The organism is Thermosporothrix hazakensis, assembly GCF_003253565.1.
Taxonomy (GTDB): domain Bacteria; phylum Chloroflexota; class Ktedonobacteria; order Ktedonobacterales; family Ktedonobacteraceae; genus Thermosporothrix; species Thermosporothrix hazakensis.
Genome location: NZ_QKUF01000021.1, coordinates 100151 through 109753, shown reverse-complemented (window position 1 = coordinate 109753; position 9603 = coordinate 100151). Strand labels below are relative to the sequence as shown.

Sequence of the window (9603 nt, the reverse complement as noted above, 5' to 3'; positions counted from 1 at the left end):
CGTCGAACGCTTCTGGACAGCCTGCCGCTACGCGTCGTCGCACTGCGGCGCCGCGCAAGCAGGCTGGATGAAGGAAGAATCCCCGGCCTTCTGGCCTGGGGAGTGTCAATGCGGGAAGCAGAATTCCAGCGTATTTCTGACTTCGTAGATCTGCTGTGCTCGTCGCGAGAAGTGGCGATCCAGAAGCTGTTGCGCTTGCTTGCGTGTTCGTATTTTGAGTTGCTTTGCCAGGGCGTCAATGTCTGGTAGATCTTTTTGTCTTCCTGCTAGCAGCTTCAGTGCAAGTATGTACTCCTTTGGTGGCACATAGACTTCCAGGCATTTGAACCTTTTCCAGGGGACATACTTCCCGGGAAGGCCAAGCTCGGTGAGGAAATCATCAACCAGATCGTTAAGCCAGGTAACAGGGAGCTGCTGTTTCCTGGCAATGGAAACAACGGACTGCTTAAATATCTGGCGATCCTCAATATGCAGAAAGACAACATCGACATCGTTGGTCGCTTCGCGGTTGCGGATCTGGGTCAGCATGTACGCACCGCCAACGATCATGATTTGAACGCGTGACGTAAGTTGCTGTTTGCATAGCTCTTTGTCGAGTTCCTTGAGCAGCTTTTCAATGTCCTTGCGATTCATCTTTCATCTTCCTTGCTGTTTATATGCGCTGATACTTTGTGCTGTGGCTGGTCTGGAACTATGAGATTTTGCCGTGCTTGAGTAGCACTTCAAGCTGTGCCTGGAGCGCTGCAGTGTCGTAGTGCTTCATGCAGGAAGTACGAAGCGTGTTGACTGTCAGAGTCTCCACGCGCTCCAGGTGGCGCAGGATTTCACGCTGAATGTGCTCAGGATTCGGCTCTTCCAGGAGCAGTGTCGGAGCTGGCGGCTGTTTTTCCCACTGGCTCTGAGGAGTGAGCACGTTTTCAACGGTTCGCTTGTAGTGTTCAGCGGCACGGAGCACCTGCTTGAGAGCCTCAATGTCGGGAACGGGCAAGAGGTCGCGTAGCCCTTGCAAGGGGGTCTGGGTCTGCGGTTGGTCGATTTTCTGTCCCTGACTCATTTCTGCTTCTCTCGTCTTGATGGCGAAGTAGGTTTGAGCTGCTGCAATCTCTTTTTTGCGAGGGTCGCCGTTCATGGCTACCAGATAGCAGGCGTAGCGGCTTAAATGGTAGTCTTTGACTTCCATCTTTGCATCATTTCCTACAGATAAAGCAGAGCAGGGCTTGCTCTGCTTTGAAACCAGCTTCATAGCCTACCATCTATGAAGCTGGTTTTTATTCCGGGCCCGCGGAGGAATCGGCCACTGCATTTCGTGTGCAATTTGCCGGATTTTTCGATAGAATGATTTACTATTTGGAATATCAGGTTGCTCTTGAAGTAAAATTTTATGCAGCGTGGTACGTGAAACGTATCCATATTTCTGCATAAGTTCATTTCCGGTTTTGATAATTAATTGTCGCTCTTCATTAGTAATATGAAGATTTTTTTTCTTTAAATTATCGAGCACCTGACTCTTTTGGCGCTCAATTTCTTCTGCCTTACACTTTATATCATTTTCGTAGAAAAAAAGCCGTTTCTTCTCCTGACCACGCGGTTTAAAGCCGCCGTGTTCTTCGTCTGGGACATAGGATGGAATTTTTCCGTCCAGCGCGAGCTTGCGGACCCATTGTGGCGACATACCGAGTAGGTCCGCAGCGCGCTTTGCTGTAATAATTTGTCCTTTATTCATCTCTTACCTCTTTTCTTTGTTTTCTGTTGCAGCTAAGGCAATTATAGTTGTCCGGCTCTCCCCCGTCAAGCAAAACAAGGTTAACTAGACTTGCTTTTTAGTTTATATTAAACACATAAAAATGTTAAGGGATGCATCATGGAAAAATTACTGACAATTCCAGAAGTTGCACGACGCCTGCGAGTGAATCGAGCCACTATATGGCGTTGGGTGCGAGACAGAATTATTCCCGCGGTAGATTTACCGAAATATGGAAAAAGGAATAATCGTAGGATTTCAGAGAAAACTCTTGAATGTATTCTCAACGGAGGAAATAGTAATGCCAATTAAGATACGTAATACTGCATACTTGACAGTTGCGGAGCGCATTGCGCTCTGTAACCGAGACGGGGGGGGGACACAATGATTTCTCAGGAACGGTATTCTCTGGGAGATCGCTGGTTTTTCTCGGTTTGTATCCAGGTAAAAGATCGCCAATACTATGGAGATGCGGAGATCAAGTTTAAGGGTGGAGCAGCTCCCCTTGAGTGAGCGCAAACCGCGGCTTTAGGGCGGGCGCTGGCCTTTGCTGGCTACGGGCCTGAACCGGAGGCTGATCTTGACGCTGAAATAAGAAAGCTGAAGGTGCTAGCGCAACGCCGTAAGCTTGCGACTAATGCAGAGGAATGGTAGGCATTGCTACAAAAAGTAGGAGTCGAAGATATTAATATAAATACTATTGAAGTTTTGAAGTCTTATTTGAAGTAACGGTGTACAAATTTGTAGGTGAGGGGATATAATAGATCTGATCGTCACGTTGTCCATCGCCAGGGCGACGGCCCCTCACCGGAGCTGGCAGGACTTGTCGCCTGTCGTTCACAAGACAAACAGGAACTAATATCGCTTAGTCCTGAACCTAGTGACAGGACTGCTGGCCGGGAAGGTGCCTTCGACACCAGCCCGGCTGTTCAATCAGAAGCTACAGAGGAAATGTTCTGTAGTTCCCCTTGCAAGGGAAAGAGCTAGAGGGTATCGAGTACCGACTTTGCCCCTCTCCGTGCTTCTGACTGTTTCAAACTCTTTAGGTACTCTTCTGTGACTTTCACAGAGGAATGGCGGAGCAGTTTGGAAAGCGTATATATGTCCCCTCCGTTGCGTATAAACATTGCTGCAAAGGTGTGCCTGAAGGTATGGGGAGTACATCTTACTCCCTCTATTTCTGCCCATTCACCTAATCTTTCAATCAACCTCTCTAAGCCTCTAACTGTTAACCCTCCTCCTGACCGGCTCATAAAGAGATTCGCTTTTTGTATCGCCTGTGCCTTAAATTGTTGTGCGCTACGAGTAGGCAGTTTTTTAAGCTGGCTTTCAATTGCAAACTCTATTGTTGGCACTCGGAACATACGTATGTATTTTTGTAAGAGCCGGCGTGTTTTCTCTCCCATGCCAACTTCACCCCATTTTCCCCCTTTCCCAAGTACCCGAACGTAAGAATCTTTTGTGTCTAGGCTTACATTCCCTATAGTGAGAGAAACGAGTTCGGAAGCTCGGATACCTGTATCTACAAGCAGTGCAAGGATGGCCTGATCTCGTATTTGCAGATGTTCAGACTCCTCATATCTGCACGCATCAAAAAGAGCTTCTAGCTGTTCAGGCGAGAAGACCTCGATAATGGTTTTTACCACTGTTAGGAGCTTAATTTTGCTTATGCTTTTAGCATCAAGTATATCGCTATACTGCTCATCCTCCAGACACCAACTGAGGAAGCGTTTAGCCACTCTTACATAGCTGGCCAGGGTGTAAGTGGATATCTCACTTGCAGCAGATCTTGATGGCTTGTGTGTTTGTTGTAAGTATTCAACAAAGCACTGAATTACATGGTGGTTTATCTGATTCAACATGATCGGTTCATATTTTTTTCCTACTGGCAGAGCATACCAGGATTTCTTGTTTTTATCCTGTAATATGGTATGAGATGCACACCATGCTGCAAACTTAGGAAGCTCCTGGAAGTATTCTTGCTTGGTGGAGGGCCGCAATCTTTTAAATTCAGGAGAAGCAAAGAAATCATGTACTGCTTCCTGAACGGGAATTTGTAGTGATGACTCCTCACGCTTTTTGATTTTAGGCATGCGCACCCCCTTGCAAGGGAGAATAGGGATGAACCGTTACCTTTTGCAAACAACTAGCCCGTAAAACCGCACTACAAGCCATTTTATAATGGAACAGGTTTTGTAAACCGCCGGCCGGGGGTTCGAATCCCTTCACCGGCTCTTTGTAAAACCGCTTTCAAAGCGGGATTTTCTTTTTCTCCTGTTTTGGCTGACCTATATCAAAGCCGTTTCCTCCTCAAAAGAGAACTGCTCTCCCATACCGTTTCTCTCTTGCTGGTTACGGTTACATTTTCGCCTGACAGAACGTGCCTTGAGCAAGGAAGTAGAGAAATAGAGCAGTGCTGAGAAGTAGGCCTATATGCCTAAACGACATCAGCAAGCACCGGCAAAAAAACTTGTAGGCCATAACAACCCGAAGAAAACCACAGAAATTACGACCGGAACCCCGAAGAAACAGGAAACATATGAGCGCGAAGCGCGTGAGCATAAAGACCCCGGTGTGATCGCCCAGCATGAGAAGCCGCATCCTGAGCGTGTGGCCCATCCGGGACTTACCCACAAAGCCGATTCACAGGAGCGTATGGAGGATCGGGAGACGCGCAGTGGAAGCGAATCGAATGCGACGACTCCGCGCAAAGATGAGCGCGTGCACCGGGAACATAAGGGGATCAAGGAGCCGAGAGGAAAGGGCGTTTCGGTCGATTACTCGGAAGATCTGCTTGCCAATAATCTTGCTGGCGAGCATCATGGGATGCGTGACCCGAGCATTCTGGACTACGGACGCACAGCGATGGATATCAAGGAGCTGCATACCATCCTGGCTGATCTCTCCGATGATGAACTGAAAAGCCTCATTCCTGTGGGAGAAGGGAGCCGCCTGGAGCAAGGGGCAAAGTATATTGATCTCAAGCATCTGGAGCGGGGCGAGTTTGTGGCAACTGCCAATATGATCGCGGAGCCGGGGCATATCTATGTAGCCAAAAAGGACACAGATTACGTCCTCTGGAACCGGCTAAATCAAGTTTCGAATCCTGAACGGCTGGACGAGGCAAGCGAGTCATAAGACCGCGTGCCTGATAGCGCAAAAAAGAAAGAAGCAGTGGAGTTTTTCCCCCACTGCTTCTCTTTTATTTCTGGCGCTTTCCTGCTTCGACAGGCACCTGTTGTGACTTTGCGCCGCTCCGGACCTCGATGCGTTTCGGGCGACTGCTTTCTGTTACAGGCAGGTTGATCGTAAGCATACCATGCTCGTAGTTTGTTTCGATATGCTCCAGATCGATGGGGCGATCAAAGGTGATGGAGCGCTGATATGAACCACTGCTGATCTCACGTACCAGCCAGTTCCCGCGCGGTTTCTCTTGAGCCTGTTGCTGTTCGGGCTCTATCTCATGCTTGTACTCGCCTTTGATGTTGAGTGTATTCTGGTGAACCGTCACGTCGATGTCTTCCGGTCTGACACCTGGCAGGCTGATTGATACTTTATAGCCGTGTTCGTCTTCGTAGACGTCCATTGGTGCATTCGGAGTTTGGGTGGTCCAGGAAGGATTGACAAAGCTCTGCGAGAAAAGCTGATCGATGGCATTGCGCAGGCTCATTGCTTCACGGAATGGGTCATAGCGCGTGATCGACATACTCTATTCCCCCTTTCTAAATTGCGTGCACATTCTTGCTCTACATGTAATGCATACAGAGGTATACATGTAGAATGCTTCTGTTGTAAAACCAATTCAGTAGCTTACACGCTATTCTACTGAATGATGTGACAGCGATGTGTATCACTGCAGGCCCACGTGTGGTGAAGCGAAAAATGAAGGACAGCCGTATTGAGTTTGGGGAGAGAACTGCCCGTCTCGCAGAGTTGCAAAAAAGACGGGCATCATGCAGACGTAAGAGGGGTACACGCTTACGTCGCATGATGCTTCATGTTTGTTGAAACGCCTGAAAGGGTATAAGAATAACGATTCACTCCTCTACACTGAGAAAAATGGCTCAGGAGGTGAGAGTCCTGAGTTATCAGGTACGAACAGCGACGTTCGCTACACAGGCTGTCCTGCTGACTTAAATATCAAGGGTTTCAATGTGGTTGTCTGTACTGTGTAAAAGAGAGGCAACTGCCTCATACAATTCTCGGGGAAGCTGAGGAGCCAGAGCTTCCAGGCTGGCAAAGACATCAAGTTTTCCCTCCTGATCAAGGTTCGACCAGTGCGGCATTGCATCAGAGGGTTGCTGTGATGAGGAGAGATGATCGGAGTGACAGGGATAGTAAGGAGCGCTTTGAGTATATACGGCGAAGTTTTGCTTGGGTGTGAGGTAGATTTTGTACAGCACGGAGCACGTTTTGTCGGTTGTGGTGAAACGTCCTTCAACCAGAAGACGCCCGTAGAAGCGTTTCTGCACCTTTGTGATTTTTCCTGTCACAACGGTGATTTCTTCAAAGTTCTCTTTCTGGACATCACGCAGCTTGACAAAGTGCTTGAGGGCTTGAACAATTGCGGCGGAAAGGTTCCCTCCGGCCAGAGTCTGGGCCTTTTCCAACAGAGGGAGATCAGCTTCTGCAACATAAATAGTTCGATTTGGCATGATACATAGCTCCTACTGCCTGGCGATAATGTTGCTGCTCATGATCAAGGGAAATGTATTCTGTATCCTAATATGTGGATACTCCTGTGTCAAGCAGTATCCTTGCAGAATATATTTATCATGAGTGCCGTGATGGTGCGAATACAACATAGGTTTGACCGCTTCGTTGTCTATCGCATACAATAAAATACGCCATTGGGAGCGCAAATCTGTTATGATAAACAAATACGCTATGTTTTTTAGGAGGACAGATGCGCATTCGTAAAGCTGTTTTGCCTGTTGCTGGCTTAGGAACCCGGGTTCTTCCGGCAAGTAAGGTGACCCCCAAAGAGATGCTTCCTCTTGTAGATAAACCAACATTGCAGTACATCGTTGAGGAGGCCGTTGAGGCTGGCATTGAAGAGATTATTTTTGTGACCAGTGCCAGCAAGCACAGCATTGAGGACCATTTCGACTCATTTCCAGAACTTGAACGTACTCTGGAAAAAAAAGGCAAGCAGAAGGAGCTAGAAGCGGTTCGGAGCATCCAGAATCTGGCAGCTTATGCCTCGGTTCGTCAGCCTGCTCCGCTTGGTCTGGGGCATGCGGTCTGGTGTGCGCGGCATCTGGTCGGAGATGAACCGTTTATTGTCTTACTCGGCGATGATCTGGTTGACCCTGATACCCCTTGTCTTAAACGCATGATCGAGCTATATGAGCACTATCAGAGCTCAGTTATCTGTCTCTTTGAGGTGCCAGAGGAAAATATTCCGTCGCTCGGCATTGCTTCGGTAGAACACGTTGCGGGTGCGGCGGATACCTTTAAGGTGAAACATCTGGTTGAGAAACCCTCCATTGAAGAGGCTCCCTCTAATCTGGCGGTTGCGGGCCGGTATGTCTTTACTCCCGATATTTTCGCGATTCTGGAAAAGACGCCTCCCGGCAAAGGCGGCGAAATTCAGTTGACCGATGCGATTCAAGTTCAGGCGGAGGCTGGCCGCTGCTATGCCTTGAATTTTCAGGGCATCCGCTATGATACAGGGACACCGCTGGGCCTGTTGACCACGTCTATCGCCTACGCGTTGAAACGCCCCGATATCGCACCGGCGTTGCGTGAGTATATGCGGCAGGCACTTGCTGAACACGAGGGTAGATGAAGGAGCGATGTGAACGCTTGTAGCATCCTGCTGCGCCTCTTCCCCGAGGGGTGAGGCGCTTTCTTTTTGTCTGAGAGCTGCTGCTTCCCGCTGGTGAAACGCTTTCTGCATGGTAAACACAGCCTGAAAACAAGGCTTGTCTTCTTGTTGCCTCTCGCGCTATAGTATTGCAAGAAGATTACCGCTCTTTTTCACGCGAAAAAGAAGAGTAGTACGTTGGCCCATAGCGCCGAGGCGTTATGGGGGGAGAGTTGGACTTTGAGTATTATTTTGCTCCTTCATCAATATATACCCTATGTTATCTTTGCCTTGAGCGGCATTGGTCTGATCTGGGGCCTAGTTCTCTTCTTTATGAAGAAAGGGCCCGCTAAACCCTGGATGTCGCTGCTCTGGGTCGCTTTTGGCGCAAGTGCTTTGCAGGGCCTGCTTGGCGTTGTGATGCTGCTTATGGGCCTGAAGCCGGGAGGCGGACAGGGACTCTACTATCTGCATTACGTCTATGGTGCGATCACCATTTTCGCGATCCCTGTCGCTCTGACCTATGCCTCTGGTGGCAAGAATGCGCGGCGTGACGTGCTGATCTACTGTATTGTCGCGTTGATTATGCTGGCGGCGGCGATTCGCGCCTTCATGACGGGTCCTGTCGCCTGATGAAGCGGGAAAGAGAGGGATGAACAGGTAGGCATGCGAGCCTCTTTTATTCATTGTGCTGATACACATCTTGGCTATGAACAATATGGCGTGCGTGAGCGCTTCAATGACTTCACGCGTGCGTTCCAGGCGATCGTTCAGGATGCGCTGGAACGCAGGGTTGACTTTGTGTTGATTGCCGGTGATCTGTTTCATAAGCGAGCGATTGATGCGCGTACTCTGCTTCATGCCATCGATGGCCTGAGCAAGCTGAAGACGGCAGGTATTCCGGTGATTGCGATTGAGGGCAACCACGATCGGACCTATTATCGGGATGGCCTTTCATGGCTGCAATTCCTGTGTTATCAGCAATATATCATCCTTCTCACTCCCCGCTATGAGAACGCCGTGCCGATCATCGAGCCGTGGGACAGCAGGACAATGCTTGGTTCCTATGTTGATCTACAGGGGGGACGGTTGCGTGTCTATGGGCTTTCGTGGCTCGGTGCCTCGACTGAAAGCGCGATCAAAGGGATGGCGCAGGCGCTGGACCAGCATCGGGCAGAGGAAGAGGCGGCAGGCGTCGAGTATCGTGTTTTGCTGATGCATACTGGTATTGATGGTCTGGTGCCACGTATTCAGGGCCTGCCCTCGCTTGGACAGTTTCAGGTGCTTGAGGGCAAGGTTGATTATCTGGCACTTGGCCATGTACACAAGCCCTATACCTTTGGCGGCTGGATTTATAATCCGGGTTCGCCCGAAACATGTAGCGCCGAGGAAACACAGTGGACCGATCGCGGCTATTTTTATGTTCAGGTCGATACCGCGGAGCCCATGCTTGAGCCGGAAGCGCGGGCTCGCTTTCATCATGCTGAGCATTTGCAGAACCCGCGTCGTCCATTCTTACGTTATGATCTACGGGTTGATGGGCTTGAGTCCCCGCAGGCGCTTTATGCTCGACTGGATGAGTTCTGTCGGCAGCATGGTCCTGAGTATCAGGAGGCGGCGCTTGCGCCTGTGGTATTGCTTCACCTGAGTGGGATCCTGGCCTTTGATCGGAGCGCACTGGATCAGACACATATGGAAGAAATGATCCGGAACGCATTTCGACCGCTCCATGTGCGCATTGATAACCGGGCGAATGATCAGGACTATGAGCCGGATGAGGGCGAGTTTGATGGGCGCGATCGCTCTCTGTGGCATGCGCTGGAAAAACACATCTTCGCCGAATTGCTGGCACGAGATAACCGCTTTTTAGCGGAAAAGGATCAATGGAGCCTGGTGTTGGCGGACATCAAAGCGCAGGCGCTGCGCAAAGATGAGCCCGCTCAAATTGCGCAGTATTTGCGCGAGAAACGGGCCTCGCTTTTTGAAAAGAAGGAAGAATAAAGCAGCCCGTGCCTGTGAAGCTGAGTTGCAAGAAGACGATTTTTGTGAGGGA

At 49.7% G+C, this 9603-nt stretch carries 10 protein-coding genes and 1 pseudogene; 5 read left to right on the top strand and 6 right to left on the bottom strand.

All coding sequences use genetic code 11. The annotated features are described in order from the left end of the window. Positions 1 to 105 precede the first annotated feature (105 nt). The 3 genes and pseudogenes from EI42_RS22695 to EI42_RS22685 form a co-directional block, all read right to left on the bottom strand. Entirely contained in the window at positions 106 to 633 is a 528-nt protein-coding gene (locus tag EI42_RS22695) for a DUF6036 family nucleotidyltransferase (RefSeq protein ID WP_111324930.1), read from the bottom strand. 417 nt (positions 634 to 1050) lie between these two features. Further along, a pseudogene (locus EI42_RS34725) lies at positions 1051 to 1168 on the bottom strand (phage antirepressor Ant); the annotation flags it as partial. A gap of 78 nt (positions 1169 to 1246) precedes the next feature. Beyond that, entirely contained in the window at positions 1247 to 1723 is a 477-nt protein-coding gene (locus tag EI42_RS22685) for a DNA-binding protein (protein WP_111324929.1), read from the bottom strand. 138 nt (positions 1724 to 1861) lie between these two features. Here EI42_RS22685 and EI42_RS34970 point away from each other — a divergent pair, with 138 nt between their 5' ends. Continuing rightward, positions 1862 to 2053 (top strand): helix-turn-helix domain-containing protein, encoded by a 192-nt coding sequence (locus EI42_RS34970; protein ID WP_111324928.1) that lies wholly within the window; start codon positions 1862 to 1864, stop codon positions 2051 to 2053. Between the two features lie 671 nt (positions 2054 to 2724). Here EI42_RS34970 and EI42_RS22675 read toward each other — a convergent pair. Continuing rightward, positions 2725 to 3834, bottom strand: a complete 1110-nt coding sequence (locus tag EI42_RS22675) for a tyrosine-type recombinase/integrase (RefSeq protein WP_111324927.1) — start codon at positions 3832 to 3834, stop codon at positions 2725 to 2727. Between the two features lie 340 nt (positions 3835 to 4174). On the opposite strand from EI42_RS22675, the gene EI42_RS22670 reads away from it, so the two are divergent. Next, positions 4175 to 4879, top strand: coding sequence for a hypothetical protein (locus EI42_RS22670; protein WP_111324926.1), 705 nt, complete (start codon positions 4175 to 4177; stop codon positions 4877 to 4879). Positions 4880 to 4943: 64 nt separating this feature from the next. Here the strand turns inward: EI42_RS22670 and EI42_RS22665 are convergent, their stop codons facing one another. Both EI42_RS22665 and EI42_RS22660 read right to left on the bottom strand, forming a co-directional pair. Next, entirely contained in the window at positions 4944 to 5447 is a 504-nt protein-coding gene (locus EI42_RS22665; RefSeq protein WP_111324925.1) for an Hsp20/alpha crystallin family protein, read from the bottom strand. Between the two features lie 427 nt (positions 5448 to 5874). Beyond that, complete coding sequence (locus tag EI42_RS22660) at positions 5875 to 6396, bottom strand: EXLDI protein (protein WP_111324924.1); 522 nt, start codon at positions 6394 to 6396, stop codon at positions 5875 to 5877. 251 nt (positions 6397 to 6647) lie between these two features. On the opposite strand from EI42_RS22660, the gene galU reads away from it, so the two are divergent. The 3 genes from galU (at position 6648) to EI42_RS22645 (ending at position 9551) form a co-directional block, all read left to right on the top strand. Then, entirely contained in the window at positions 6648 to 7532 is an 885-nt protein-coding gene (galU, locus tag EI42_RS22655; protein WP_111324923.1) for a UTP--glucose-1-phosphate uridylyltransferase GalU, read from the top strand. A 258-nt stretch (positions 7533 to 7790) separates the two neighbouring features. Further along, positions 7791 to 8183 (top strand): hypothetical protein, encoded by a 393-nt coding sequence (locus EI42_RS22650; protein WP_111324922.1) that lies wholly within the window; start codon positions 7791 to 7793, stop codon positions 8181 to 8183. 33 nt (positions 8184 to 8216) lie between these two features. After that, positions 8217 to 9551: a metallophosphoesterase family protein gene (locus EI42_RS22645; protein WP_111324921.1), complete on the top strand. Its 1335-nt coding sequence runs from the start codon at positions 8217 to 8219 to the stop codon at positions 9549 to 9551. Positions 9552 to 9603 lie beyond the last annotated feature (52 nt).

Bases quoted from the DNA above. Each gene is read 5' to 3' on its own strand.
- EI42_RS22695 (WP_111324930.1), bottom strand. From the start codon at position 633: ATGAATCGCAAGGACATTGAAAAGCTGCTCAAGGAACTCGACAAAGAG.
- EI42_RS22685 (WP_111324929.1), bottom strand. From the start codon at position 1,723: ATGAATAAAGGACAAATTATTACAGCAAAGCGCGCTGCGGACCTACTC.
- EI42_RS34970 (WP_111324928.1), top strand. From the start codon at position 1,862: ATGGAAAAATTACTGACAATTCCAGAAGTTGCACGACGCCTGCGAGTG.
- EI42_RS22675 (WP_111324927.1), bottom strand. From the start codon at position 3,834: ATGCCTAAAATCAAAAAGCGTGAGGAGTCATCACTACAAATTCCCGTT.
- EI42_RS22670 (WP_111324926.1), top strand. From the start codon at position 4,175: ATGCCTAAACGACATCAGCAAGCACCGGCAAAAAAACTTGTAGGCCAT.
- EI42_RS22665 (WP_111324925.1), bottom strand. From the start codon at position 5,447: ATGTCGATCACGCGCTATGACCCATTCCGTGAAGCAATGAGCCTGCGC.
- EI42_RS22660 (WP_111324924.1), bottom strand. From the start codon at position 6,396: ATGCCAAATCGAACTATTTATGTTGCAGAAGCTGATCTCCCTCTGTTG.
- galU (WP_111324923.1), top strand. From the start codon at position 6,648: ATGCGCATTCGTAAAGCTGTTTTGCCTGTTGCTGGCTTAGGAACCCGG.
- EI42_RS22645 (WP_111324921.1), top strand. From the start codon at position 8,217: ATGCGAGCCTCTTTTATTCATTGTGCTGATACACATCTTGGCTATGAA.